Origin of the sequence: Conyzicola lurida (genome assembly GCF_014204935.1) — a bacterium.
GTDB lineage: Bacteria > Actinomycetota > Actinomycetes > Actinomycetales > Microbacteriaceae > Conyzicola > Conyzicola lurida.
On sequence record NZ_JACHMJ010000001.1, the window covers coordinates 2,742,878 to 2,767,524 of the forward strand.

The 24,647-nt window shown below is 69.0% G+C and carries 25 protein-coding genes; 11 read left to right on the forward strand and 14 right to left on the reverse strand.

Annotation, left to right across the window (positions count from 1 at the left end):
- Window position 1 precedes the first annotated feature (1 nt).
- A complete protein-coding gene (locus HD599_RS13440; protein ID WP_184238407.1) occupies window positions 2-970 on the reverse strand; it encodes a helix-turn-helix transcriptional regulator in 969 nt (322 codons plus the stop codon).
- A 101-nt stretch (window positions 971-1,071) separates the two neighbouring features.
- Between HD599_RS13440 and HD599_RS13445 the strand changes: the two genes are divergently transcribed.
- From HD599_RS13445 to HD599_RS13460, 4 genes are all read left to right on the forward strand, one after another.
- A complete protein-coding gene (locus HD599_RS13445) occupies window positions 1,072-1,539 on the forward strand; it encodes a VOC family protein (RefSeq protein ID WP_184238409.1) in 468 nt (155 codons plus the stop codon).
- A 217-nt stretch (window positions 1,540-1,756) separates the two neighbouring features.
- Window positions 1,757-2,635 (forward strand): EamA family transporter, encoded by an 879-nt coding sequence (locus tag HD599_RS13450; protein WP_184238412.1) that lies wholly within the window; start codon window positions 1,757-1,759, stop codon window positions 2,633-2,635.
- A 67-nt stretch (window positions 2,636-2,702) separates the two neighbouring features.
- Window positions 2,703-3,566 carry a hypothetical protein gene (locus HD599_RS13455; protein ID WP_184238414.1) on the forward strand — a complete coding sequence of 288 codons (864 nt, stop codon included), beginning with the start codon at window positions 2,703-2,705 and terminating at the stop codon, window positions 3,564-3,566.
- Between the two features lie 9 nt (window positions 3,567-3,575).
- Entirely contained in the window at window positions 3,576-4,169 is a 594-nt protein-coding gene (locus HD599_RS13460) for a TetR family transcriptional regulator (protein WP_184238416.1), read from the forward strand.
- On the opposite strand, the gene HD599_RS13465 is transcribed toward HD599_RS13460, so the two are convergent.
- The 7 genes from HD599_RS13465 to HD599_RS13495 form a co-directional block, all read right to left on the reverse strand.
- Window positions 4,166-5,686 carry a CYTH and CHAD domain-containing protein gene (locus HD599_RS13465; RefSeq protein WP_184238418.1) on the reverse strand — a complete coding sequence of 507 codons (1,521 nt, stop codon included), beginning with the start codon at window positions 5,684-5,686 and terminating at the stop codon, window positions 4,166-4,168. The two genes, HD599_RS13460 and HD599_RS13465, sit on opposite strands and share 4 nt — an antisense overlap.
- 40 nt (window positions 5,687-5,726) lie before the next feature.
- Entirely contained in the window at window positions 5,727-5,942 is a 216-nt protein-coding gene (locus tag HD599_RS13470) for a hypothetical protein (protein ID WP_184238420.1), read from the reverse strand.
- Window positions 5,943-6,034: 92 nt separating this feature from the next.
- The gene (locus tag HD599_RS13475) at window positions 6,035-7,603 is read right to left on the reverse strand and encodes an alpha-amylase family glycosyl hydrolase (protein ID WP_184238422.1); all 1,569 of its coding nucleotides are present in this window, start codon (window positions 7,601-7,603) and stop codon (window positions 6,035-6,037) included.
- The gene (locus HD599_RS13480) at window positions 7,600-8,484 is read right to left on the reverse strand and encodes a carbohydrate ABC transporter permease (RefSeq protein ID WP_221420507.1); all 885 of its coding nucleotides are present in this window, start codon (window positions 8,482-8,484) and stop codon (window positions 7,600-7,602) included. Before HD599_RS13480 ends, HD599_RS13475 begins: the two co-directional genes overlap by 4 nt.
- Window positions 8,481-9,494, reverse strand: coding sequence for a carbohydrate ABC transporter permease (locus tag HD599_RS13485; RefSeq protein ID WP_246376200.1), 1,014 nt, complete (start codon window positions 9,492-9,494; stop codon window positions 8,481-8,483). Before HD599_RS13485 ends, HD599_RS13480 begins: the two co-directional genes overlap by 4 nt.
- Window positions 9,495-9,558: 64 nt before the next feature.
- A complete protein-coding gene (locus HD599_RS13490; RefSeq protein ID WP_184238423.1) occupies window positions 9,559-10,872 on the reverse strand; it encodes an ABC transporter substrate-binding protein in 1,314 nt (437 codons plus the stop codon).
- Between the two features lie 29 nt (window positions 10,873-10,901).
- Window positions 10,902-11,888, reverse strand: a complete 987-nt coding sequence (locus HD599_RS13495) for a LacI family DNA-binding transcriptional regulator (RefSeq protein ID WP_184238425.1) — start codon at window positions 11,886-11,888, stop codon at window positions 10,902-10,904.
- Between the two features lie 165 nt (window positions 11,889-12,053).
- Between HD599_RS13495 and HD599_RS13500 the strand changes: the two genes are divergently transcribed.
- Window positions 12,054-12,806 (forward strand): alpha/beta fold hydrolase, encoded by a 753-nt coding sequence (locus HD599_RS13500; RefSeq protein WP_184238427.1) that lies wholly within the window; start codon window positions 12,054-12,056, stop codon window positions 12,804-12,806.
- Here HD599_RS13500 and HD599_RS13505 read toward each other — a convergent pair.
- The gene (locus tag HD599_RS13505; RefSeq protein WP_184238429.1) at window positions 12,793-13,452 is read right to left on the reverse strand and encodes an esterase/lipase family protein; all 660 of its coding nucleotides are present in this window, start codon (window positions 13,450-13,452) and stop codon (window positions 12,793-12,795) included. The genes HD599_RS13500 and HD599_RS13505 overlap by 14 nt on opposite strands.
- Window positions 13,453-13,687: 235 nt before the next feature.
- On the opposite strand from HD599_RS13505, the gene HD599_RS13510 reads away from it, so the two are divergent.
- Entirely contained in the window at window positions 13,688-14,719 is a 1,032-nt protein-coding gene (locus tag HD599_RS13510) for a manganese catalase family protein (protein WP_184238431.1), read from the forward strand.
- A 184-nt stretch (window positions 14,720-14,903) separates the two neighbouring features.
- On the opposite strand, the gene HD599_RS13515 is transcribed toward HD599_RS13510, so the two are convergent.
- Window positions 14,904-15,095, reverse strand: a complete 192-nt coding sequence (locus tag HD599_RS13515) for a hypothetical protein (RefSeq protein WP_184238433.1) — start codon at window positions 15,093-15,095, stop codon at window positions 14,904-14,906.
- 112 nt (window positions 15,096-15,207) lie between these two features.
- Between HD599_RS13515 and glgX the strand changes: the two genes are divergently transcribed.
- Together glgX and cls are read left to right on the forward strand one after the other, a co-directional pair.
- Window positions 15,208-17,250: a glycogen debranching protein GlgX gene (glgX, locus tag HD599_RS13520; RefSeq protein WP_184238435.1), complete on the forward strand. Its 2,043-nt coding sequence runs from the start codon at window positions 15,208-15,210 to the stop codon at window positions 17,248-17,250.
- Window positions 17,251-17,261: 11 nt separating this feature from the next.
- Window positions 17,262-18,725 (forward strand): cardiolipin synthase, encoded by a 1,464-nt coding sequence (gene cls / locus HD599_RS13525; protein ID WP_184238437.1) that lies wholly within the window; start codon window positions 17,262-17,264, stop codon window positions 18,723-18,725.
- A gap of 1 nt (window position 18,726) precedes the next feature.
- On the opposite strand, the gene HD599_RS13530 is transcribed toward cls, so the two are convergent.
- Window positions 18,727-19,230: a MarR family winged helix-turn-helix transcriptional regulator gene (locus HD599_RS13530; protein ID WP_184238439.1), complete on the reverse strand. Its 504-nt coding sequence runs from the start codon at window positions 19,228-19,230 to the stop codon at window positions 18,727-18,729.
- 48 nt (window positions 19,231-19,278) lie between these two features.
- Window positions 19,279-19,797: a MarR family winged helix-turn-helix transcriptional regulator gene (locus HD599_RS13535; RefSeq protein ID WP_184238441.1), complete on the reverse strand. Its 519-nt coding sequence runs from the start codon at window positions 19,795-19,797 to the stop codon at window positions 19,279-19,281.
- A gap of 173 nt (window positions 19,798-19,970) precedes the next feature.
- Between HD599_RS13535 and HD599_RS13540 the strand changes: the two genes are divergently transcribed.
- Window positions 19,971-20,231, forward strand: coding sequence for a GlsB/YeaQ/YmgE family stress response membrane protein (locus tag HD599_RS13540; protein WP_184238443.1), 261 nt, complete (start codon window positions 19,971-19,973; stop codon window positions 20,229-20,231).
- 90 nt (window positions 20,232-20,321) lie between these two features.
- The gene (locus HD599_RS13545) at window positions 20,322-21,374 is read left to right on the forward strand and encodes an AI-2E family transporter (protein WP_184238445.1); all 1,053 of its coding nucleotides are present in this window, start codon (window positions 20,322-20,324) and stop codon (window positions 21,372-21,374) included.
- Here HD599_RS13545 and HD599_RS13550 read toward each other — a convergent pair whose 3' ends face one another.
- Both HD599_RS13550 and HD599_RS13555 read right to left on the reverse strand, forming a co-directional pair.
- On the reverse strand, window positions 21,375-22,451 hold the full coding sequence (locus HD599_RS13550; RefSeq protein ID WP_343062074.1) for a DNA glycosylase AlkZ-like family protein: 1,077 nt from the start codon (window positions 22,449-22,451) through the stop codon (window positions 21,375-21,377).
- A 163-nt stretch (window positions 22,452-22,614) separates the two neighbouring features.
- Complete coding sequence (locus tag HD599_RS13555) at window positions 22,615-23,241, reverse strand: CG0192-related protein (RefSeq protein ID WP_184238449.1); 627 nt, start codon at window positions 23,239-23,241, stop codon at window positions 22,615-22,617.
- 202 nt (window positions 23,242-23,443) lie between these two features.
- On the opposite strand from HD599_RS13555, the gene HD599_RS13560 reads away from it, so the two are divergent.
- The gene (locus HD599_RS13560; RefSeq protein ID WP_184238451.1) at window positions 23,444-24,646 is read left to right on the forward strand and encodes a PP2C family protein-serine/threonine phosphatase; all 1,203 of its coding nucleotides are present in this window, start codon (window positions 23,444-23,446) and stop codon (window positions 24,644-24,646) included.
- Window position 24,647 lies beyond the last annotated feature (1 nt).

A 24,647-nucleotide genomic window follows, 5' to 3' on the forward strand; every position in this document is an offset into this window, starting at 1 on the left:
GTTAGCCGCGAGTGGCGGTCGCCGTGTTGCGTGCGGCGAGCCGCGCGAACGCCGCGGCAAGCTCCGGCGGGCCGACGACCTCGATGTCGGTGTCGAACCGGTTCAGCGACGCGGCGAGCGCCACCCACGACCACGACCCGGCGGTGTACCGGGTGCGGTCGGCGCCGTCAGCCTCGACCGAGCCGTCTCCGGCGAACGGCAGGACGGCGTCGACGGGGAGGTCGAGCACGACGGTGCCGCTGCACGGCCAGGCGTCGGCCGTCGCGGAACCCTTGAACCGCGCCGAGACGAAGTCGCGCGCGTCGCCTCCAGGGATCTCGCGGGGGACGAACCGGGGGCCGGTCGGCGCACGCGGGGCGATGCGGTCGGCGCGGAAGATGCGCCAGTCGTCGCGGTCGAGGTCCCACGCGACGAGGTACCAGCGCCCCTGCGAAGTGACGAGGTGGTGGGGTTCGACCCGCCGCGGCGGCGCCTCCTCGGACCCGCCCGCGTAGTCGAACCGCAGCACCTCGCTCGCCCGCACGGCGGCGGAGAGCGCGAGCAGCAGGTCGGGCGCCACCGCCGACACGGGGCCGTCGCCGGGACGAGGAACGGAATGGAACTCGACCGCGTCCAACCGGTGTCGCAGGCGCGAGGGTAGTACCTGCCGCACGGTGGTGAGCGCGCGGAGCGCCGCTTCCCCGATGCCCGCGCCGGTGGCCGTCGCCGCCTGCAGTGCCACGGTCAGCGCGACAACCTGGTCGTCGTCGAAGAGCAGCGGGGGCAGCTCGCTTCCGGCGTCCAGTCGGTATCCGCCATCCGGCCCCATCGTGGCCCCGATGCTGTAGCCCATCTCGCGGAGGCGGTCGACGTCGCGGCGCACCGTGCGGTGGCTTACCCCCAACCGCTCGGCGAGTACGGTACCCGGCCAGTCGCGCCGGGCCTGCAGCAGCGAGAGCAGGTTGAGCAGCCGGGAGGTGGTCGTCGTCATGCCGAAACAATAATCGGAATGTAGGACGATACCTGACCTACACGGTTGCGAGAGTGGATGTCGTCGGGAGAAGCCCGGCACCGTTGCCACTAGGAGCAGACATGAGCATCGCAACCACACCCCACCTCAACTTCCGCGGCGACGCCCACGCCGCCCTCGAGTTCTACCAGTCGGTCTTCGGCGGCGCGGTCACCGTCGCGACCTACGGCGACTTCGGTATGCCCGCGGGTGTGCCCGGTGCCGACAAGGTCGTCTTCGGCCAGGTCGAGACCACCGAGGGCTTCCGGGTCATGGCGTACGACATCCCCGGCCAGTCGGGCGGATCGGCGGCCTCGGCCGGTTCGACCCGGCGCGAGAACGGCACCACCGTCACCGACCAGCCGTTCTTCGTCGCCGTGCGCGGCGAGACGCTCGCCGAGGTCGAGGCCTACTGGTCCGCGCTCTCCGTGGGTGCGACAATCGTCGAGCCGCTCGCGGCATCCGCGTGGAGCCCCGGCTTCGGCATGCTCACCGACGCGTTCGGCGTGACCTGGGTGCTCGACGTCGCCGCGGCGTACAGCGCGGAGTAGGCGGCGCGTGGCCGACGGCGAACCCGCCGTCGGCCACGACACCCTCCGTTAACCCGCGCCCGTTACCCTCGCACCGATAGCGCCTAGGGTTCCGGGATTCACGTCCGGCTGGTTCGAGCGGCGCCACGGTCGACCGCAATCGGGCGGCCGTCATCTCAAGGGATAGAAGCCTGGAGGACTCCTGCGTCGCGCCCTCGCGCGGCCGGAAGGGTCCGTCGTGTCGCTGTTCGCCCTGTTCCTCGTTCTGTCCGCCGCCGTCTGCCACGCCGCCTGGAACGTGGTCGCCCACGGCGTCAGCCGCAGCGGCGTGCCGTTCCTGTGGTGGGCCGCGCTCGTCAGCACCGTGCTCTGGGCGCCGCTGATCCCGCTGGCCGGCGGTCTCGGTGAGAGCGGCGCGGGCCTGTTCCTCGGGTTCGCGATCGGCGCCGGCGTCTCCGCGGTGCTGCACTTCGGCTACATGCTCGTGCTGCAGCAGGGGTACGCGCGCGGGCGGCTCTCGACGGTCTACGCCACCGCGCGCGGCACCGGACCGGCGCTCAGCGCCTTCCTCGCCGTCATCCTGCTCGGCGAACACATCGCGCCGCTCGCCATGCTCGGCATCGCGGTGATCGTCACGGGCGTGGTCGCCACCGGGCTCATCGACCGCACCCCGAGCGTGCCGGGCATCCGCCGCCGCATCGACCCGAGCATCCTCTTCGGCGTGCTGACGGGCATCGCGATCGCGGCGTACACGATCTGGGACGCGCACGCCCTGCGCACCTGGGGCCTCTCGCCCGTGGCGTTTATGGTCGGCTGCACCGCCGTCGAGGTGCTGCTCTATGCGCCGTGGGCGCACCGCCGCCGCGGCGAACTGCTCGGCGTCGTGCGGGCACACTGGCCGCGCATCCTCGCGTTCGGCGTGCTCTCCCCGCTCTCCTACATCCTCGTGCTCACCGCGGTGACGATGGCGCCGGTCGCCCTGGTCGCCCCCGTGCGCGAGGTGAGCGTCGTGCTGGTGTCCCTGTTCGGCGCGGTCGTCCTGCGCGAGGGCTCGGCCGCGAAACGCATCACCGCCTCGGTCCTCGTGGTCGGCGGCGTGCTGATGCTGACACTCTGACCGGGCCCACGTCGACCGGAGGACAACCGCCGGCCCGGCCTTGACGCGGCAGTCCGCACTCTCCACTATGAGCAGCGTGAGCACCTCGTTGCAGCGCACCTACCGCAACCTCCGCATCGGCATCGCGGGAACCGTGGTGTTGATCGTCGTGTCGGTGGGTGTGACGGCGGCGAGCACCGGCCTTCTCCCCTCCATCAGCGCCTACTACTACACACCCGCGCGCAACGTCTTCGTCGGGGCGCTGATCGCGGCGGCGGTCGCGATCCTCGCCATTTCGGGCCGCGGCGTGCAGCGCGCGCTGCTCGATGCCGCGGGGTTGTTCGCACCGCTGATCGCCCTCGTTCCGGCACCGGTGCGGGAGGGCACGATCCCCGGCTACGACCTCGCGTGCGACGCGGGCGAGAGCTGTGTGCCACCCTCCGTCATCCCGGACATCGACGTCGGAGTGGCGACCTATCTGATCGCGGGGGCGGCGGCCGTCGTGGTCAGCATCGCGCTGTTCGCACGCGACGGGTCGCTGCCGCGGAGGATCCTGTCGATCGCGGTCGCCGTCGTCGTGTTCGCGGCGGTGCTGGTCGCCTGGCTGGGCGCCCGCGAGGCCTTCATCGGCAGTGCGCACTTCGTCGCGGCCGCACTGTTCTTCGGCCTCGTCGCCGCCGCCGCGGTCGCGAACGTCGTCGCCCCGGTGCAGCTCGAGCGCCCGCCGCTCTGGCACCGCGTGCTCTACTCGGTCGTCGCGGTCGGGATGGTCGTGGACATCGTGGTGATCGCGGTCGCCATCCGCGCCGGAGACACGGGCAGGGGCCCGTTGCCGCCGGTGCTCGTCGGCGAGTTCGTCGCGCTCGCGCTCTTCGTGGTGTTCTGGGTGTTGCAGTCGGCGGAGAAGTGGGCGGATGAGGACCCGGCGGTCGCCGCGCAGCGGGCACTGTAGATTCTCGGTGTGGCCGAATCCCCTGCACGCGCGACCGACTCGCGCACCCTGCGTACCGTGCAGGCGATCGAGGACGCCGTGCGCGACGCCCTGCGGGAGGTGCCGCTCGACCACCTCACCGTCGCCGAGGTCTGCCGCCGCGCCGGTGTCGGCCGCCCCAGCTTCTACACCCACTTCGACTCGATCCCCCGGCTCGTCGCGCAGCTGCTGACCGCCGACGTCGACAACGCGCTACCGATCCCCGACGTCGAGCGGGTGCCGACGGAGCTGCTCGAGCCCGCGATCACCGAGAACCTCGCCGACTCCCTCGCGACGGTGGCGCGTCACCGCGAGCTGTACCGGTCGGTCTTCACGTCGGCATCGTCGGGCGTGCTGCGCAGCGAACTCGACCGCGCCATCGGCAACCGCGTGCGCAACATCGTCGCGATCTGGCAGGACCGCGGCATCGTCGGCGAGATCGACCTCGTCGTCGCGGTGCCGTTCGCGACCGGCGGCATCACCCGCGCGCTGGAGGCGTGGGCGTTCGACGACTCGACGGATTCCGCGGGTCGCGCCCGCGCCATCCGCGACCAGATGCCCCGCTGGTGGCCGTTCCCCGACTAGCTACGCAGCGCCTTCAGCTCGGCGAGCGCGGCGGGATAGTCGGCGAGGCAGAGGGCGGCGCCGTGACGCTCCACCTCGTGCAGCACGCCGTAGTCGAAAGCGTGCGCGCCCGACCCGGCCGTCTGGCGCAGGTGGTTCTGCATCAGCACGCTGTCGCGGTGTTCGCCGAGCAGGTCGTGCACAGCCTCGGCGGCCGCGGCGAGCTTGCGGGTGCGCTTGCCGAACACCGCCGCGTCGCCCTGGCTCACCGCTTCGGCCGCGTAGCGCAGCCGCTTCGCCGCCTTGCGCACCTCGTGCAGCAGCGCGAGCTCGTCGGCGCCGTCCCCGGCAGCCGCCGCCTTCGCCCGCTTCAGCACCCGGTCGAGGTCGGCGCGCAGGGCGGGCGGTACCACCTCGGACGCGGGCTGGTCGGCCTGCGCCGCGAGGGCGGGCGCGGCCACGAACGCGTCGAGGTCGTCGAGCAGCGAGAACCACTCGTCTCCCGAGAGCCCGGCCACCGCGCCGTCATGGGCCGAGGCATAGACCCGGTCCCACCAGCCGTGCAGCCGCTCGTCGACCTCGTCGGACTGCGGCCAGTAGCCGTCGAGCAGCGTGCGCGCACGCTCGCCCATCACCTCGGCGTCGCGCGCGTCTCCGAGCACGGTGCCGACCGCCTGCAGCCGGTCGCGTAGCGGGCCGGTCACCGCCGGGTCGAACACGGTGCGGTAGCTCGCGAACAGGCTGCGCAGCCGGCGGATGCGGGTGCGCAGCTGGTGCACCGCATCGGGTTCGTCGGCGCGCACGAGCGGGTCGATCCGCGCGAGGTCGTCGACGAGGGCGGCGATAGAGACGAGAAGAACGGATGACGCGGGGCTCGACTTCGTGAGCGCGACGGTGTCATCGGGCCGGGCGCCGGCCGCGGCATCCAGCTCGGTTCGCCCCAACGCCGTCGCGAGCTTGGAGCGGCTTGCCGACGGCACCGCCCCGGCGGCGGTCAGACGCTCGCCGACCCGGTCGAGCAACGCAGTGCGCTCGCTCTCGGTGTCGGGCGCGCCGTCGAGCAGCTCGACCTCCCACTCGCGCCAGAGGCGCAAGATGCCGGTGCTGACGTCGGTGGCCGACACGGTGTCGTCGGCGACCTCGACGAGCGCTGCGCCCGCCTCGTCGACGAGGTGGGCGAGCACCCGGTGCGTGCGCAGCCGGGCGATCACGGCGAGCTCGCGGCCACGCACCCGGGAGCGCACGCGGTCGACGATCTCGGCGGGCGGGGCGTCGTCGTCGGTGAGCGGCCAGTGCAACTCGGTACGGCCCTCCGCGGCGGGCAATTTGATGTGCCAGCCCTCGTCGGCACCTCCCCGACGCCGGCGGAGCACGATGCGGTGGGCGGCGAGGTCGCCGCGCTCGGTGTCGAAGTACTCCGCCTCGAGGTCGGCTTCCCCCGCCGGCTCGACCCGGGCGATGCTGCCGAGGTCGGGCAGCACCGCCGTCTCGTCGACGTCGTACTTGCGTTCGATCTCGCTCTGGGTCGTCATCGTCATGCCCCCAGTCTGACCTCTCCGGGACGGCGCGACGAGTGCGTCAACCCTCGGGGTGGTAGTCGGCGGGGTCGAGCTCGATGTCTCCCCCGTCGTCGGGTCCGCCGGTGCCGGGCGTCACGGAGATCGACTTCTCGTCGATCTCGGTGTCCTGCTTCACGCCCTCGGAATCGCTCACCGTCTCGGTCTGCTTGATCTCGACATCGCGTTCGTTGCCGTCGTGGTACTCGTCGGCCGCGGTGTGTTCTCTGTCGGTCATGGCTGCTCCCAGCGTCTCGTCGTCTTATCCACGCTACGGGGGCGGGGCAATCGAGGTCGGATGCCGCCGTGCCATTGACAACGCGGGTGCGATCAGGCCGCGATCCACGCGGCGGCATCGGGCGGGAGCATCCCGTCGACCACGGGTTCCGACGCCAACAGCACGGTTCCCTCGGGAAGCCGTACGGCCGTGTCGCCCATCGCGAGCACGACACGCAGTCCGCCGGACCGCTCGGCGACGAGTCGTCCGTCGGCCTCGAGGCTCCACGCGATTCCCTCCGCGTCGCCGCCCGCCGTCGTGCCGAGCAGCCGCCCGCGGAGGGCGGCTGCTTCACGGAAGAGGGACAGGGCAGACGCGGCATCCTGCTCTTGGCTGTCGACGGAGAACTGTCCCCAGTACTCCGGCGCGGGAAGCCACGGCTTCGCCCCGGCCGCGACCGAGAAACCGTGCGTGCCGCCGGTCGCCGCTGTCCACGGCATGGGGATGCGGGCCCCGTCGCGGCTGACTCCGCCGTGGAACCACATCGGGTCGACCCGCTCGCCGACCGGCACGTCGACCTCCGGCAACCCGAGTTCTTGACCCTGGTAGACGTAGACGGCGCCCGGCAGTCCGAGAAGAGCGAGCATGGCTGCCCGTGCGCGACGACGTCCGCGGTCGCCCCCGCCGAAGCGGGTGACGGTGCGTACGATGTCGTGGTTTTCGAGCGCCCAGCTGGGCGCGGTGCCGAGTTCACGACGCACTTCGTCGAGCTGCGTACCGACGGCCAGCCAGCCCGCGGCATCCCAGCCGAGCTTGGCGAATGCGAAGGCGAAGGTCTGATGCAGCTCGTCGGGCCGGGTGTAGCGCGACGACCGCTCGGGCTCCAGATTCACCTCGCCCACGAGCAACCGTCCGGGCGAATACTCGTCGGCGATCCGACGCCAGTGCCGGTAGACGTCGTGCACCGGTTCCTGGTCCATGGCGAGCGGGTTCGAACGCAGACCGTCGATGACGGTGGGTACGGTCGGCGAGTCAGGCAGTCCCTCGGCTTTGAACAGACCGTGGGCGACGTCGACACGGATACCGTCCACGCTCCGGTCGAGCCAGAAACGGATGACGCGCTCGAAGTACGCGCCGACGGCCGGGTTCTCCCAGTTCCAGTCCGGTTGCGCCGGCGAAAAGAGGTGCAGGTACCAGTCGGTGTCGACGGACGAGGTCGGCGCCGCCCGATGCCATGCCGGTCCGCCGAAGACGCTGATCCAGTTGTTCGGCGGCTCCTCGGCGGAACGGCCCTTGCGGAAGAGGAACATCTCGCGTTCGACCGATCCGGGGCCGGCGGCCAGAGCGGCCTGAAACAGCTCGTTGTCGACCGACGTGTGGTTGGGCACGATGTCGACGAGCACCCGCAAGCCGACACCGTGGGCAGCCGCGAGCAGTTCGTCGAAGTCGGCGAGCGTACCGAAAAGCGGGTCGACGTCGCAGTAGTCGCTGATGTCGTACCCCTGGTCGACCTGCGGGGAGCGCTGGAAGGGTGTGAGCCACAGCCCGTCGACGCCGAGCGAGGCCAGATACGGCATCCGGTCGATGATGCCGCGCAGGTCGCCGATGCCGTCGGCGTCGGCGTCCGCGAACGACCGCGGGTAGACCTCGTAGATGACGGCGTTATCCCACCAGCCGCTCACTTGGTCGCCCCCGACGTCAGGCCCTCGACGATGCGGCGCTGGAACACGAGCACCACGATCATCAGCGGGATGGTGACCACGACACCGGCCGCCATCTGCGCGCCGAACGGCGCTTGGAAGTCGCTCGCCCCGGTGAACTTGGAAATAGCGACGGTCGCGGTCTGGATGGCCGGGTCGTTCGCCATCGACAGCGCGATGATGAACTCGTTCCAGCTGTGGATGAAGGTCAGGATGGCGGTCGTGAAGACGCCCGGCGCTGCCAACGGCAGCAGGATCTTCGTGAATGCCTGCCACTTGGTGCAGCCGTCGATCATCGCGGCCTGCTCGAGGTCGTGCGGCAGTTGCTTCATGAACGTGGTGAGGTTCCACACGGCCAGCGGGATCGCGAACGACAGGCTGGGCACGATCATCGCCTGATAGGTGTTGATCCACCCGATGTCCGTGAACAGGCGCAGCAACGGCACAACGACGGCGATGCCCGGGAACATCGATGTGGCGATGATCACGGCGAGGATCGCCGACTTGAATCGGAAGTTCAGACGGGCGATCGCATAGGCGGCGAAGATGCCGAGCACCAGGGCGAGAACCGTCGTGATTCCAGCGACGATCAGGCTGTTCAGCAGAGAGCGGCCGAAATCGTTCGACGAGTCGAAGACCTGCGCGTAACTCTCCAACGACCACGTCGTCGGCAACAGCGAGGTGTCGAAGATGTCGTTCGTCGTGCGGAAGCTCGAGACGACCATCCAGTAGAACGGCGCGAGGCAGTACACGGCGACGATGGCGATGCCGACCCAGCGGGTCACGGCTCCACCGATGCCACGCGGACGCTTGCGGGCGGCACCAGTACTCACGATCGGTGCCCGGTCGGTGATAGCGGTCATCGTCCCGCCTCCTTTGCGAATTTGGCGGCCTGTTTCTTGGCCTGCTTGGCGGCCTGCTTGTCGGCGTCGCCGACCACGTCCGCACCGAGGATGCGAATGAACACGAAGGCGATCACCGCGACGTAGACGAGCAGGATGATCGCGAACGCCGAAGCCGACCCGTACTGCAGTTGGTTCGACTGGTCCCAGGCGAGGATCGACAGCGTCTCGACGGAACTCTTGCGCGGCCCGATCAGCACGAATGGCAGGTCGAACATCCGGAGCGAGTCGAGCAGACGGAATAGCACGGCGACGAGAAGCGCGGGGCGGACCAGCGGGAGTGTGATCGACAGGAACTGCTTCCAGGCGTTGGCGCCGTCGAGCTTGGCTGCCTCGTACACCTCTTCGGGGATCAGCTGCATGCCGGCGAGCACGAGCAAGCCGATGAACGGCGCGGTCTTCCACACCTCGGCGACGATGACGGCGACCTGCGCGGCGAACCCTTCCGCGGTCCAGAGGATCTGCGTATTGAGCAGGTCGTTGGCGATGCCGTTGGACTGGAAGATCCAGCGCCAGAGCAGACCCGACACCGCGGTGGGAATGGCCCAGGGGATCAGGATGGCGGCGCGCAAGAAGGCGCGCCCTTTGAATGCCCGGTTCATCGCGACGGCGAACGAGACACCGATCACGGTTTCGAGCGCGACCGTCACGAACGTGAAGAACGTGGTGTTCCAGAGCGCGTTGTAGAACCGGCCGGATTCGCCGCCGGCGAAGATCTCGAGGTAGTTGCCGATGCCGACGAACGACTCGCCCTCGACGACGAAGCCATTGGCGTCGAGCCCCGACTCAGCGCTGAACAGCGACTGGTACAGCGCCGACAACAGCGGGTACATGATCACGAGCACGAGCACGATGAAGGTGGGCGAGAGCAGCAGCGCGGCCATGCCTCCCTCGCGGGGCGCGCGGTCCTCCTTGCGGCGGCGTGGCGGCTGCGGCTTCGCAGCCGGCGGCGCGGTGGTCGATGAGGTCATGTCTGAGCTTTCTCTGAGGAGTCGGAGGGGTGGCCGCCGCGGACGACGGCCACCCGGAGAGCGGTCAGCCCGCGGTGATCTCGGCGAGCTTGTCCTGGAGGTCCGCAAGCGCCGACTCCGGGTCCTTGTCGCCGGTGAGTGCCGCGTAGATCTCGTCCTGGATCGCCGCGGTGGTGGCGCCGTACTGCACGACCTTCGGTCGCGGCTGGGCGTTGTCAAGCGAGGTCAGCAGCGTCGGCAGGTAGGGGTAGTTCGCGGTCACTGCCTCGTCTTCGAAGAATTCGGAGAAGACCGGGGCGCGCGAGCTCAGCGCCAGGCGAGCCTCCTCCTGCTCGCGGCTCGTGAAGAACGCGATGAAGTCGAGCGCGGTCGCCTTGTTCTCGGCGAAGCTCGAGATGGCGATGTTGCGGCCGCCGAGGGTCGAGACGCCGGGGCCGTCTTCGCCGGGGATCGCGCTCACGCCGAACTTCCCCTGCACGCTCGACGATCCGTCAGTCGCCGACAGGGACTTGTAGATGTACGGCCAGTTGCGCAGGAAGACGAGCTTGCCCTCCTGGAAGGCCTGGCGTCCCTGCTCCTCCTGGTAGGTGATGGCCTCGCGCGGGATCATTCCCGACTCGAAGCCGTCGACCAGGAACTCGAGAGCGGTCAGCGCCTCCGGGGTGTCGACCGTGGGCTCGCCGTCGGCGTCGAAGAGCGACCCGCCGGCCGAGTTCACCGCCTCGCTGAAGTTCACGGTGAGGCCCTCGTTCTTGTCGAACTGTCCCGCGTAGCAGGAGACGCCGGCCGCTTCGGGCAGAGCGAGCACGGCGTCGCATGCCTCCTGCATCTCCGCCCAGGTCTCGGGCGCCTCGGTCACTCCGGCCGCGCTGAGCAGGTCGGTACGCGAGTAGAGCAGCGCTCCGTCGGTGTAGTACGGGGCGCCGTAGACGGTGTCCCGGTAGCTCGCGGCTTCGACCGTGGCGGGGATCTCCTCGTCGAGGGGAAGCGCGTCCTCGGGCAGCGGCGTGATCCAGCGGTTGGCGGCGAACTCGCTCGTCCACACGACGTCGAGGTTGAGCACCGAGTAGCTCGATCCCTCGACCTGGGCGTTCTGCACCATCTGCTGGCGCTGCTGGTCGGCGTCGAGCGGGAGCTCCACCCAGGTCACCTGCTCGTCCGGGTTGTCGGCGTTCCAGGCGTCGATGGTCTCCTGGGCCGCACCGGACGCGTCGGGGCTGCTGACGTACTGGATCGGCCCGCGGCCTTCCAGTTCGGCCTCGCTGGCGGGTGCACTCTCCGTGGTGCTCGGTGCCGAGCAGCCGGTGAGGGCGATGGCCGCGGTCGCGGCGAACGCAAGGCCGACGAGGATTCGTCGATCACGGCGTCGTTGCATCATGATTTCTCCTTCTTGGTGGGATTGTTCGATCAGGTGGTCAGGGAGGTCGTGGAGCCGCGCTCGATCAGGCGGTGGGGCAGGATGCGCGGGACGGGTCCGACGGAGTCCTCGGTCGCGAGGAGCCGTTCGACCGCGAGTTCGCCCATGCGCTCGAGCGGCTGGGCGATCGTGCTCAGAGCGGGGAACACGTGCTGCGAGGTACGCGTGTTGTCGAAACCGAGCACGGAGATGTCGTCGGGCACGCGACGCCCCATCCGCTGGAGCTCGTTGACCACGGCCGCTCCCATCTCGTCGCTCAGCGCGAAGACCGCTGTCAGTCCGGCATCCTGGGCCAGCAGCCTGGCCAGTGCCGGCGGCGCGGAGTCGTAGAGCGAGTTGCCGTCTTCGAGCACGGGCGAGAGCCGGGCTTCGGCCATGGCGCGCAGGTACCCGCGCTTGCGCACGGTATTCACCAGCACCGACGCCGGGTCGCCGGCCAGCAGGCCGATGCGCCGGTGGCCGAGGCCGATGAGGTAGCGGGTGCCGTCGTAGGCGGCGACCTCGTCGTCGATGGCGAGACTCGGGAAACGCTGGCCGTCCCGGATCGCGACGGACATCAGCGGGATGCCGGAGCCGAGCGCGCGCCGCATGTCGGGCGTCACCGCGGCGGAGATGAGGATGACACCCGCGGCCCGGTAGGTACGGAGGGTACGCAGGTAGCTGGCGGCGAAGGTCGAGTTCGGTCCGGTACGCCCGAGCATGACCGAATACCCGCGCAGGCGGGCGGCCGATTCGACACCGCTCATGATCTCCGAGGCCAGCGCGTCCGAGACGAGCGGAGCGAGCACCCCGATCACGGCGGTCTGCTTCGTCTTGAGGCCGCGAGCCAACGAGTCGGGTTCGTATCCGAGCGATTCCACGGCCTCTTCGACCCGGCGCTGGGTCTCCGCCGAGTAGCCGACGAGTCCGTTTACGACCCGCGAGACAGTCGCCGGCGAGACTCCCGCGACACGTGCGACGTCTCTGATCGTCGTCATGGTGCCCTCCTTTGGGTACGCTGCGTCTCGCCACGCAATCGTTTGCGTTCGTGGCCGATGACGAGGTTAGGCAATCCGTCTGAGGCTACGCAAACGTTTACTAAACGTCGCGGTCACCTACCATTACGCAATGAGCACATCTCGAAACACCGCCACAATCGAAGCGTGAGCCATCGACGGGCGGGCACCACAGCCGCACCTGCGATCCGTACGCTCTCCGTCCCCTCGGCCGCCGTCCACCCCGGCCCGACCTATGTGCTGCTGCACGGCGTCGGGCTGTCGCACCGCTCGTTCACCCGGTTGGCGAGAATTCTGTCGCTTTCGGGTCGCGTGGTCTCGTTCGACCTGCCCGGCTTCGGCCCGACTCCGAAACCCGACCGGCCGTGGTCGGTCGAGGACTACGCCGCGGTGGTCCGCGCCGAGCTCGCCCGCCTGCAGACCGGGCCGGCGGTGGTCGTCGGCCACTCGATGGGCGCCCAGTTCGCGATCGAGCTCGCGCGCCACGACCCCGACGCGGTGAGCCACCTCGTGCTGGTCGGCCCCGTGGTCAACGCCGCGAAACGTACCCTGCGCGAGCAGACGGTCGGCCTGCTGCGCGATTCCGCGCTCGAGCCGCCGGACACCCAGGCCATGGTCGCAATCGACTACCTGCGCTGCGGCATGCCGTGGTTCCTCACCGAGGCGGCTGCCATGCGCGACTACCCGACCGAGAGCGCTATCGCCGGCGTGCGGCATCCCGTTCTCGTCGTCCGGGGCGAGAACGACCCCATCGCCGACGCGGACTGGTGCGCGTCGCTCGCCCGGCGAGCGCCGGACGGTCGGGTCGCGACGATACCGGGCTCCCGGCACAACGTGGTGCATTCGAATGCGGCGGCGGTGGCCGACGCCATCCGCGCGTTCGTGGTCACTCCGCGCTGAGCACGACCTCGGCGATCACCCGCGGGTTCGCCAACACCCGGAAGTGGCCGCCCGTCTCGAGCCGGACGTTCTTGGCCCCCGCGAGCTCGCTGCCGCCGGGAATGTGCGGGTCGAACCGGCCGAACACCGAGACGATGCGGTCGTTGAGTGCGAGCTCTCTGGTGAGCCCCAGGATCACGGCGTTCTTCGGCGAGAAGACCCGCAGGCTGGGCAGCACCAGGAACGGCGCGTAGGCCGAGCCGGCGAACGGCGCCGCCACCGCGACCATCCCCCGGATCCGCATGGCCGAGGAACCGTTGACCATGACGTACTTGCCGATCAGCCCGCCCTTGCTGTGCGTCACGAGCAGAACGTCGTCGAGTCCGGCCTCGTCGATGTACGCGTCGACGTGAGCCGCGGCATCCGCCACCGGTCTGCCGTTGAAGCGCAGCAGCGGCACGACGTGGACCGGGTGGCCGCGCTCGTGCATGCTGGTAATCAGCGGCTGCATGAACGTCCACGATTCCCAGATGCCCGGGATCACGACGATGGGCGTGCGATCGCCCGAATGAAAAGTGGCCGGGTCTGTCGTGTTCAGGATGCCGCGGGCCTGCCACACCGCGGCGTAGACGTAGTCCGCGACCCACCAGCCGAGTTCGCGCAACATCGGTCCCCGCAATCCTCCGGCGACACGGTGCCCCCGGCTCACAGCGTAGGCGGGAACGCTGACAACGGCCGGGGCTGGACACGCAGCCGGACCGCCGTGTAGCCCCCTACGGGCCCCTCCGTAGAGCACCGACCGGACATGTGCAAGGGGACGGCGACAATACGCTGCACACCGATCGAAGGCGCACAGTGGGGCAGGACGGCAGATTACCGCCAGGAAATTCACGGAGGCAACGATGTACTTCCACGTACAGAACCTGATCCACGACATCGCGCAGGACGAGCCGGACCCGGCTGCGGCGAACGCCCTGCAGGAGGGCCTCGGCGGCCAGTTCGGCGAGATGCGCACGATGATGCAGTACCTGTTCCAGAGCATGAACTTCCGCGGACCGGCCGCGAAGCCGTACCGCGACCTCATTCAGGGAATCGGCACCGAGGAGATCAGCCACGTCGAGCTGATCGGCACCACGATCTCGCGCCTTCTCGACGGGTCGCCGCGCTACAACGGCAAGCCCACCGACCCGCTGGACACCCCGGGCGCCGGCGGAGCGACGCCGCTCAACATCGCGCTCGACACGAGCAACATCCACCACTACCTGGTCGGAGCGCAGGGCGCGCTACCGGTGGACGCGGTGGGAAACCCGTGGAGCGGCAGCTACGTGTACAACTCGGGCAACCTCGTGCTCGACCTGCTCTACAACCTCATGCTCGAGTCGACCGGCCGCCTACAGAAGTGCCGCATCTACGAGATGACCGACAACAAGACGGCCCGCAGCACTCTTTCGTACCTGATCGTCCGCGACCAGGCCCACGAGAACGCCTACGCCAAGGCTCTCGAGACCCTCGGCGTCGACTGGAACAAGCTCCTGCCGATCCCGAAGACCAACGCGGAGAAGTTCCCCGAGGTCAAGAAGCTCGTCGACCTCGGCCTGCAGAGCAAGCAGTACACGTTCGACCTCACCGGCCTCTCCGAGGCGGGCAAGATCTTCCGCGGGATGTCGCCGTCGAAGGACGGCACGACGCTCGACGCGTCGGAGCAGGCGCCGGAAGGCGTGCCGATCGTCATCGCCGAGGAGCGCTTCGAGGAGTTCGCTCCCGGCCTCGACCCGGAGCTGCTCAAGCTGATCCAGGCCACCGCCGACATCGAGCTGAACGAGATCGACAACATGTTCGGTCCGGTCGCCGACACGAAGCCGTCGGCCGCCGAGAAGCCCGCCGACACCAAGAAGCCCGCGGCGCCCAAGAAGGCCGCGGCCTCGAAGAAGTAGCACCCCACCGCCGAGGGTCCGGCCACCATCGGACCCCTCGGCACAACCGATCACCCACGAAGGAGCACCAGATGACCGACGCAGACAAGCCCACCGACTCGACGACCAAGCCCGAAGAGGTCGACGTGGAGTCTGGCACCGACCCCGAGGGCAAGCCGGTCGAGAACCCCTCCGGCTGAAACCGCTAGGCCGCGAGAACCAGCGCGCCGACCGCGTCGTCGAAGTCGAGGGCCTGCCCCACCTCGACGGCGCGGTCGTAGCGGCCGCCCGCCAGTGCCACGAATACGGTGTCGGCGATCTCGACGTACCCGACGATCTCACCGCCTGCCACGACCTCGATCAGGTGCGGAGCGATGCGGGTGACAGCTGGTGACAAGTGAAACTTCCCTCGATATAGACCGGGTGGCTAACTACTAGACAGACTAATGATAAGTTTTGTGAACGGTCAAGTGGCCGCAGAAGTTCCGCGCAAGCCCGGAGGACCACCCATGAGCCCCACGACCATCAGCCGCCCCTACCCGCTCGGAGTCACCGTGGGCGAGAGCGCGACCAACGTCGCGATCTACTCGGAAACCGCCGACTCCATCGAGGTCTGCGTGTTCGTCGACGGCGAGGAGCACCGCACCACGCTCGACCAGCGCACCGGACACGTCTTCCACGGACACGTGCCCGGACTCACGATCGGATCCCGCTACGCGCTCCGCGTGCACGGCGAGTGGGCCCCCGAGCGCGGTCTGCGTCACAACCCGCACAAGCTGCTGCTCGACCCTCACGCCACCGCCATCGAGGGCGGCTACACCTGGGGCCAGGCCGTATTCGGCCACGACATGAACGACCCCGAGACGATGGACGAGACGGATGGCGCGGGCTCCACTCCCCTCTGCGTCGTGACCGACCCCGCCTACGACTGGGCCGACGACGAGGCGCCCCGCACGCCGATGGACTGCACCGTGATCTACGAAACCCACGTGAAGGGTTTCACCCAGTTGCACCCCGACGTGCCCGAGGAGATCCGCGGCACCTACGCGGGCCTCGCGCACCCCGCGGCCATCAAGCACCTCACCGACCTCGGCGTGACCGCGGTCGAGTTGATCCCGGTGCAGCAGTTCGTCCAGGACAGCCACCTCGAGGAAAAGGGGCTGCGCAACTACTGGGGCTACAACACCATCGGCTTCTTCGCCCCGCACGGCGACTACAGCTCGGTCGGCGACGGCGGCGACCAGGTCGTCGAGTTCAAGAACATGGTGAAGGCCATGCACGCGGCCGGCCTCGAGGTCATCCTCGACGTCGTCTACAACCACACCGCCGAGGGCAACCACATGGGCCCGACCCTGTCGTTCAAGGGCATCGACAACGAGTCGTACTACCGCCTGGTCGAGGGCGAAGAGGCCTCCTACTTCGACACCACCGGCACGGGCAACAGCGTCAACGTCGGCCACCCGGCGGCGCTCGGCCTCATCATGGACAGCCTCCGCTACTGGGTCACCGAGATGCACGTCGACGGCTTCCGCTTCGACCTCGCCACCACGCTGACCCGCCAGGACGGCTCGGCCGAGATCCACAGCGCCTTCCTCACCCTCATCGCGCAGGACCCGACCCTCGCCCCGGTCAAGATGATCGCGGAGCCGTGGGACACCGCGGGCTACCAGGTCGGCGGCTTCCCGGCCGACTGGTCGGAGTGGAACGGCAAGTTCCGCGACGACGTACGCGACTTCTGGAACGGCACCGACGCCGTGCTCGGCACCCTGTCGCAGCGCGTGCTCGGCAGCCCCGACATCTACGAGAGCGACCGCCGCTCGCCGCTCGCCAGCATCAACTTCGTCACGGCGCACGACGGGTTCCCGCTGCACGACCTCACCTCGTACAACTCCAAGCACAACGCCGCCAACGGCGAGGACAACAACGACGGCGAGAGCGACAACAAGTCGTCGAACAACGGCGCAGAGGGTCCGACCGACAACGAGGCCGTCAACGAGCGCCGCGAGCGCCAGCGCCGTAACCTGCTCGCCACGCTGCTGCTCTCGGCCGGCGTGCCGATGCTGCTCGGCGGCGACGAGATCGGCCGCACGCAGGGCGGCAACAACAACGCCTACGCGCAGGACAACGAGATCTCCTGGTACGACTGGGCGAACGTCGACGCCGACCTGCTGGCGTTCACCACCTCGCTGATCGAGCTGCGCGCGGAGCACCCGGCGCTGCGGCCGGTCTGGTTCCGTCAGGCGCCCGAGCAGGAGGACGAGACCGACACGGTCGAGGTCGCCCGCTCCGACGCCGAGGAGTTCGACGACCACGACTGGACGAACCCCGATGCCCGGTCGATCATGTTCGTGCTCGCGCACGAAGGAGCGGACACCTTCGCGCTGCTCTTCAACGCGGCGGAGAACGGGGTCGAGTTCGCTGTTCCCGAGGCGCCCGGCGCCGAGTGGGAGCTCGCGGCATCCAGCGACCCCGGTCAGCAGGTCGTCGCCCCGGTCACGACGCTGATCGTGCGCGACTGCTCGTTCACGCTGCTGCGCTCCCGCGCGGTCTGACGGCGCGCGGCATGAACTGGCGCGCCGTCCTCAAGACCCTGCCCACCGTCCTCGCGGTCGTCAACATCATCATCCGGGTGGCAGCGCTCGTCACGATTCCGCGCGACCGCCGTCCCACCTCGGCGATGGCCTGGCTGGTGACGGTGTTCGCGCTGCCGATCCCGGGCGCGCTCGCGTTCCTGCTCTTCGGCAGCACCAAGCTCCCCCAGGAGCGCCGCGACAAGCAGAGCGAGATCAACAGCTTCATCGTCGACACGACCGACGGACTCGACCTCGTGCGCAAGGACGAGTCCTGGCCGAAGTGGTTCGAGTCGGTCGTCGAGCTGAACAAGACCCTGGGTGCGATGCCGCTGGTCGGCGGCAACGCGGCCGAGCTGCTGCCCGACTACGCCCCCTCGATCGCCGCCATGACGCGTGCGGTCGAGAAGGCGGAGCGGTACGTGCACGTCGAGTTCTACATCTTCACGCGGGACGATACGACGCGCGCGTTCTTCGACGCCTTGAAAGCAGCGCACGACCGCGGCGTGACCGTGCGGGTGCTATACGACCACTGGGCGACCATCCTCAATCCGCAGGGCCGCCCCACACGCGCGTGGCTCCGCGAGAGCGGCATCCCGTTCAAAGAAATGCTGCCGTTCAAGCCGTTCCGCAGCGCCTGGCGCCGGCCCGACCTGCGCAACCACCGCAAGGTGCTCGTGATCGACGGCACCGTCGGCTTTATGGGTTCCCAGAACATGATCGACCCGAGCTACAACAAGAGGGGCAACATCAAGCGCGGACTGCAGTGGAAAGACCTCATGGTGCGGCTGCAGGGCCCGATCGTCGCCGGCGTCAACGCCATCTTCATCACCGACTGGTACGCCGAGACCGGCGAACTGCTCACTCGCGAGACCGACCCGATCCACGAGCTCCCCGTCGACAGCGCGCTCGACTGCCAGGTCGTGCCGAGCGGCCCCGGGTTCGACAAAGAGAACAACCTGCGCCTGTTCAACGCGTTGGTCTACAGCGCCCAGCGCCGGCTCGTCGTCGTGAGCCCGTACTTCGTGCCGGACGACTCGATGCTCTACGCGATCACGACCGCCGCCGAACGCGGCGTCGAGGTCCAGCTGTTCGCCTGCGAAGTCGCCGACCAGGTCATGGTCTACCACGCGCAGCGCTCGTACTACGAGACGCTGCTCGACGCGGGCGTACGCATCTTCCTCTACGAGCGGCCGGTCGTGCTGCACGCGAAGCACTTCACCGTCGACGAGGAAGTCGCCGTCGTCGGCTCGAGCAACATGGACATGCGCTCGTTCAGCCTCAATTTCGAGGTGTCGCTGATGGTGCGCGGCCGTGCGTTCGTCGACAGGCTGCGCGCGGTGGAGGACGACTACCGGTCGCACTCGCGCGAGCTCACCCTTGAGGAATGGCGCGCCCGCCCGGTGCAGTCGCAAGTGCTGGACAACGCAGCGCGCCTCACGGCGACCGTGCAGTGACCTAGGCGGCCGCCGGGTCGCGGTCGACCGCGTCGACGGCGGCGGTCATCGACGTGAGGAAGGACGCGACCAGGGCGGCATCTTCGGGCTTCAGGGAGCGGGTCACCTCGATCATCCGCGCGTGCATCGCGCCGAGGGTCTGACGCACCTCGTCGTCGGATCCGGCCGTCGCCGTCACCAGGTTGCTCCGGCGGTTGGCCGGGTCGGGAGTCCGAGCGACGTGTCCGCTCGCGGTGAGCCGGTCGAGCAAGCTGGTGACGGAGGCCGAGGTCATGCCGAGGTAGTCGCCCAGCTCGCGGCCGGAGACGCTGATCCCCTGCCCCTGGCGCTTGAGCAGGAAGCGGATCGCCTGCAGGTCGGTCGCGCCCATGTGCATGGAATCGCCGGTACGACGACGCATCGCTTCTTCCGCGGAGCGGTAGGCGACCAGCTCGAGGAGCACGTCGGCTCCGAGCGGAGAATTCGTGCCGCCCGAGCCGTCAGGGTCCGGATGGCGGTTGGTCATCTACTGACCGTAGCCTGTCCCGCTCCCGCGGGGGTCCGTCGCGGGAAGTTACTTGGTATCCGACTCGTGGGTGTCGATCTCGTCGACCGCGGCCTGCATCTTGCGCAGAAACTCGATGACGACCCGGGCCTCGTCGGAATCGAGGGTGTTCGCGACCTCGACCATGCGCTCGGGAACGTCGCCCAACGCCGCCTGGATTTCGTCCGCGGTGGTCGCCGTCGGAACGAGGATGAGCGCGCGGCGGTCGAACGGGCTGTTCTCACGACGCATCTCGCCGCTGCGCTCGAGGCGGTCGAGCAGCACCGTCGTCGAGGCGCTGGAGATGCCGAGGTAGTGGGTGAGTTCCTTCGGGCCGATGGTCCGGCCTCCCTCGCGCGCGGTAATCACGTAGCGCAGAGCGAGGAGATCGTTTTCCCCCATGCCCATCGCGATCTGGGTCCGGCGCTGCATCGCGGACTCTGCCGCACGGTATGTGCGCATCGCTTCGAGAACGGCGACGCTACGTTCCCGGGCGGCATCGTCGGAGAACCAATAGTCCGTTGCCGTCTCCTGCTCCGAGGGTTCCATGCCGTAAGACTAGTTCACCTAACAAGTGGTATGTGTTCTTAACCAGATTCGCTCAGGGAGGTCGGAGGCCCGGATTTGTGCGGAAGGCAATAGTTCACGTAAGGTACTACTAGATAAGCGAACTAAATGTTCGGCTAGCAAACGTAGTGCACCACCACAGAAAGTAGACACTCATGGGCTTCTTCGGTTTCCTTCTTCTCGGCCTCATCGCCGGCGCCATCGCCAAGCTGATCCTCCCCGGCCGTAACGGCGGCGGATGGCTCATCACGCTCGTCCTCGGCGTCGTCGGCGCCCTCCTCGGAGGCTTCATCGGCAGCGCCGTCTTCGGCGTCGGCCTCGAGAACTTCTTCGACCTCTCCACCTGGGCGCTCGCCATCGGCGGCTCGATCATCGTCCTCGTCATCTACGGCGCGCTCACCGGACGCAAGCGCTAACAACAAGCTCCACCAGCCAAGAGGCATCACCCGACGGGTGGTGCCTCTTCGCATCCCACCACCACCCGCGAGTCAGAACGGCACACCACGATGAAGATCCAGAACCCCTTCCGCCTCGGCCTGCTCGCGGGCCTCGGCGTGCTCGTCGCGATCCTCATCGGCAGCGCCGTCGCCGATCTCGCGACGATCCTCACCTACATCGGTGCCGCGGTCTTCCTCGCGCTGGGCCTCGACCCGCTCGTGACCTGGCTCGAGAAGCACCACGTCAAGCGTCCGATCGCCATCATGATCACCCTCGTCGGCGTGCTCGGCATCTTCGCCGGACTCGTGTTCGCCCTCATCCCGGTCATCGCCGAGCAGGTCGCCAACCTGACCGCCCTCGTCACCAAGTCGCTCATCCCGAGCATCCAGGACAACTCCCTCGTCAACGACCTCTCCGAGGCGCTGCCCTGGTTGCAGGTCGACACCCTGCTGAAGCAGGCCGGCGACTTCCTGGGCGACCCGACCAACATCGGCTCCATCGGCGGCGGCGTCCTCGCCGCCGGAATCAGCGTCGCGACCGGGCTCTTCGGCGGCATCATCATCCTGATCCTGATGGTCTACTTCATCGCGTCGCTCGGCGGCCTCAAGCGTGCCCTGTACCAGCTGGTCCCCGCGTCGAAGCGCCACGGATTCATCTCGCTCGCCGAACAGATCAGCCAGTCCGTCGGCCGCTACGTCATGGGCCAGGTCACCCTGGCGCTGGTGAACGGCGTGCTCTCGTTTATCCTGCTCTCCATCCTCGGCGTGAAGTACAGCGCACTGCTCGCCTTCGTCGCCTTCCTCGGCTCCCTCATCCCGCTCGTCGGGACGATCTCCGCGTCCGTCGTGATCACGCTCGGCGTGCTCCTGTTCAACGGGCCCGGCTGGGAGGTCATCGTCGCGGGCGTCTACTACGTCGTCTACATGCAGGTCGAGGCGTACGTGCTCAGCCCCCGCATCATGGCGCGCGCGGTCAAGGTGCCGGGCGTCGTCGTGGTCATCGCGGCCCTCACCGGCGGAACCCTGTTGGGTATCCTCGGCGCGCTCATCGCGATCCCGGTGGCCGCCGCCATCCAGCTCATCCTCAAAGAGGTCATCGTGCCTCGGCAGAACGCGCTGTAGTCACCACTCCCGCAACCCGACGCCGAGCCATTCGGCGAGGTCGGCGACCTCCGCCCGCACCATCTCGTCCTCTTCGGGGTCGAACGGCAGCAGCTCGTGCACGGCGTTCACCACGAGTTCCTCGCGTTCCCGGTCGACCTCGGCGTCGAGCATGCCCACGAAGCGGTCGCCCATGAGGACCGGGTGGGCGAAGAACCCGTACCGGCGCTGCGGCTTCGGCTTGAACTGCTCGAGCACGTACTCGAACTCGAACAGGTCGCGCAGCCGCGGGCGGTCGAACAGCATCGGGTCGTAGGGGTTGAGAAACGCGACGCGGCCGCCGTCGTCCTCCTCCAGCGCCGCGACCTCCTCGGGGTCGACGCGCCACTTCAGCCGCGAACCCTCGACCACGGCCGGCTCTCCCGCCTCCCCCACGGGCGTCCACGGCGAACGTTGCTTCGCGATGCCCGCGGCCTGCAGCCGGCGCTCGTCCAGCAGCCGCGCGGCCTCGTCGTACCCGTACTCCGGCAGGTCGGCCGGGTACACCCGCTCGGCGAGGTCCCAGCGGCGGTGCCGTCCCTCGCGCCCGGCGACCGCGACCTCGCCCTGCTGCTGCAACACGTCGAGCATGTGGACCACCTGGTTCGGCCCGTACCAGCCGTCCGACCTGCGGGCGACCGCGGCGGAATCGGGGATCTCGCTCGCGAGCAGCGGCCCCTCCCCGCGCAACCGGGCGAGCACCTCGCTGCGGAACCCGTCGTTGGCCTCGACCCACTCGCGCGTCCGTGGGTGGGTCGGGTAGCGCCGCATGCCCGGGAGCATCAGCGGCAGCAGGCTGATCGGCCGGAAAGCCCCGTCGAACTCGAACAGCAGCCGGTCGTGCTCGACCGCCTTCGACAGTTGCGCCCGGTCATAGCCCGCCCCGATGCGCGACCAGAGGATGGTGTGTTCGGCGGGGGCGATGGTCGCCGTCGGGTCGATCTTGATGGCGCCGAGCTCCTCGGCGATACCGACCACGTCGCTCGGCCTGTCGGCGTCGAGCCGTTGCGCGCGCACGGCGATGCGCCGGGCCTGGTCGCGCGTGAGCTGGTGCGTCACGCCTCGACGATACAACGCGGGCCGCGGGCGGCGCGATGGTGGCGGCCGCGGCATCCGCCCCGCCCCTCTGGGCATCGAGTTGCCGGCAACTGGGCTATCCCGCGGAGTGCCCCGGTTAGTGACAACGGGAACGGTTCACGCGGCGGAGTGCGGGTGAACTGGGCTACTTGCCGAGGCGGACCAGGACGGTTTCGGCCTGCCCGGCCCAGCGGCCCGTCAACACGTCGCCGTCGGTGGACTCCCCGCTGCCCGGGTACCGCAGCACCGTCACGCGTAGCCCGTCTGCCATCGCCACCGTCGCGCCACCCTCGTGCACGGTCGTGACGTCGGTCGGTGGCTGCACGGGCTCGCCCGCGGGAGAACCGCTGCCCTTCACGACCGCGGTCGGCTCGCGCGTCACCATCTCGCCGTCGATCTCGATCAGCAGGTCGGCCTGGCGTCCGCCGGTGCGCACCGCCGTCGCCACCGCGGCCAGGTACGCAGGGTCGCCGAGCCCGTCGTAGACCCAGCGGGCGCCGAGCACCGAGTGCTCCATCGTGCCGATGAGCCACGGCTCACCGCCCTCGAGGGGCGCACCGCGGTAGGTCACCGGTACCTGCAGGACGGCGCCGTCCGAGGCCGCCGTCAGGATCGTCTCGATGCCCACCTCGCCCTCGGGGTCGTCGAACCGGTAGGCGGCGACGGGGCTGAGGTCGGCGGCGGGGCCGCGGTACCAGGGCTGCGTCGGCAGCCAGTCACGCACGAGTTCGAGCTTCGAGGGGGTCACGGTTGCCTGATGCAGAAGAGCCATCCGCCCACTGTAGGCCGGTACGGTGATGCCCGCACGCGGGGTGAGGCACACCTTAATGATGCGCTTTCACAATCAACAAGTAGAGTCGATACCGAGCACGTCCTGCGGTTGGGGACAGGGGGCGTCGTGGCTTGCCACGTCGTTCCAGCTCGGTCCGAGGGGAGGATTCCATGCTTCGATTCGCCAGTACGGGGGTGCACTCATGACGACGTCAGCGCCCGGACTCCCGATCGACGCCCGCGAGGCGCGCGAGGGCCGGAGGCAGCGGGCGGTCGAAAGCCTCGGTCTCACCGAGGCACGGCGCTACGAGCAACTCGACCGCGTCGCACGAATCGCGAAGGCCACCTTCGGCGTCGAATTCTCGTCGATCACCGTCTTCGACAACGACCGGGCGCTCTTCGTGGGCGGCGGCGGATTCGAGGATGTCGAGGCACCGCGGTCCGCGAGCCCGTGCCAACTCGTCGTCGAGTCCGGCGACATCGTTACGACGGACGACGCGCGCACCGACGCGCGTTTCGACGACATCGCCAATATCCGCGTGCCGAACTCCGCCTTCTACGTCGGGCACCCGCTGAAAGACATCAACGGCAACGTCGTCGGATCGCTCTGCCTCGTCGACCAACAGCCCCGCCTGCTCACCGACCGCGAGATGGACGTCTTCCGCGACCTCGCCGGCTGGGCGCAGGACGAGCTGCTCGCCGACGCCGACTCGCTCCGGGCCCGCGATACCCAGCGTTCGCTGCTGCCGGCCGCGCCTCTCGACAGCGACGGTATCCACGTGGTCGGCGTCTGCGTACCGGCGCTCAGCGTCGGCGGCGACTATTACGACTACGGCATGGCCGGTCCGCTGGCGCACATCGCGATCGGCGACGTCATGGGCAAGGGCACCGCCGCCGCCATCATCGGCGCCTCGACGCGCGCTGCCTGCCGCGCGGTCGTCCCGACGATCGCGGACGGAGCCGGCCTCGGCCGCGGCGTCGAGCGAATCGAACGCGCGATCATCCGGGATCTCGAACGCACCGGCACCTTCGTCACCTACTTCCACGCCGTGATCGACCCGGTCGCCGCGACGCTCCACTACGTCGACGCGGGCGCCGGGCTCTCCCTGCTCGTGCGCGCCGACGGCTCGACCGAGCAGCTCACCGGCTCGGGTATGCCGCTCGGTATCCAGACCCAGGAGCACATCGCGCACTCGCGCCCTCTGCAATCAGGCGACCGGCTCATCCTCGTGAGCGACGGACTGCTCGACGTCGTCGAAGACCAGACGAACTGGATCGAAGAGCTGGACACACTCGTGCGCGCTTCGTCCGACGGCACCGACGTGCTGCGCCGCGTCGCCGCACTCAGCCTGGCGCGCATCCCCATCGACGACGTGACCGTGGTCGTGGTGGAGTACCGCCCATGAC

What these genes read in the sequence shown, in the direction of transcription:
- HD599_RS13440 (WP_184238407.1), bottom strand. Translation starts at nt 970, where the DNA reads ATGACGACGACCACCTCCCGGCTGCTCAACCTGCTCTCGCTGCTGCAG.
- HD599_RS13445 (WP_184238409.1), top strand. Translation starts at nt 1,072, where the DNA reads ATGAGCATCGCAACCACACCCCACCTCAACTTCCGCGGCGACGCCCAC.
- HD599_RS13455 (WP_184238414.1), top strand. Translation starts at nt 2,703, where the DNA reads ATGAGCAGCGTGAGCACCTCGTTGCAGCGCACCTACCGCAACCTCCGC.
- HD599_RS13465 (WP_184238418.1), bottom strand. Translation starts at nt 5,686, where the DNA reads ATGACGATGACGACCCAGAGCGAGATCGAACGCAAGTACGACGTCGAC.
- HD599_RS13470 (WP_184238420.1), bottom strand. Translation starts at nt 5,942, where the DNA reads ATGACCGACAGAGAACACACCGCGGCCGACGAGTACCACGACGGCAAC.
- HD599_RS13480 (WP_221420507.1), bottom strand. Translation starts at nt 8,484, where the DNA reads ATGACCGCTATCACCGACCGGGCACCGATCGTGAGTACTGGTGCCGCC.
- HD599_RS13485 (WP_246376200.1), bottom strand. Translation starts at nt 9,494, where the DNA reads ATGACCTCATCGACCACCGCGCCGCCGGCTGCGAAGCCGCAGCCGCCA.
- HD599_RS13490 (WP_184238423.1), bottom strand. Translation starts at nt 10,872, where the DNA reads ATGATGCAACGACGCCGTGATCGACGAATCCTCGTCGGCCTTGCGTTC.
- HD599_RS13495 (WP_184238425.1), bottom strand. Translation starts at nt 11,888, where the DNA reads ATGACGACGATCAGAGACGTCGCACGTGTCGCGGGAGTCTCGCCGGCG.
- HD599_RS13505 (WP_184238429.1), bottom strand. Translation starts at nt 13,452, where the DNA reads ATGTTGCGCGAACTCGGCTGGTGGGTCGCGGACTACGTCTACGCCGCG.
- HD599_RS13510 (WP_184238431.1), top strand. Translation starts at nt 13,688, where the DNA reads ATGTACTTCCACGTACAGAACCTGATCCACGACATCGCGCAGGACGAG.
- glgX (WP_184238435.1), top strand. Translation starts at nt 15,208, where the DNA reads ATGAGCCCCACGACCATCAGCCGCCCCTACCCGCTCGGAGTCACCGTG.
- cls (WP_184238437.1), top strand. Translation starts at nt 17,262, where the DNA reads ATGAACTGGCGCGCCGTCCTCAAGACCCTGCCCACCGTCCTCGCGGTC.
- HD599_RS13530 (WP_184238439.1), bottom strand. Translation starts at nt 19,230, where the DNA reads ATGACCAACCGCCATCCGGACCCTGACGGCTCGGGCGGCACGAATTCT.
- HD599_RS13535 (WP_184238441.1), bottom strand. Translation starts at nt 19,797, where the DNA reads ATGGAACCCTCGGAGCAGGAGACGGCAACGGACTATTGGTTCTCCGAC.
- HD599_RS13540 (WP_184238443.1), top strand. Translation starts at nt 19,971, where the DNA reads ATGGGCTTCTTCGGTTTCCTTCTTCTCGGCCTCATCGCCGGCGCCATC.
- HD599_RS13545 (WP_184238445.1), top strand. Translation starts at nt 20,322, where the DNA reads ATGAAGATCCAGAACCCCTTCCGCCTCGGCCTGCTCGCGGGCCTCGGC.
- HD599_RS13555 (WP_184238449.1), bottom strand. Translation starts at nt 23,241, where the DNA reads ATGGCTCTTCTGCATCAGGCAACCGTGACCCCCTCGAAGCTCGAACTC.
- HD599_RS13560 (WP_184238451.1), top strand. Translation starts at nt 23,444, where the DNA reads ATGACGACGTCAGCGCCCGGACTCCCGATCGACGCCCGCGAGGCGCGC.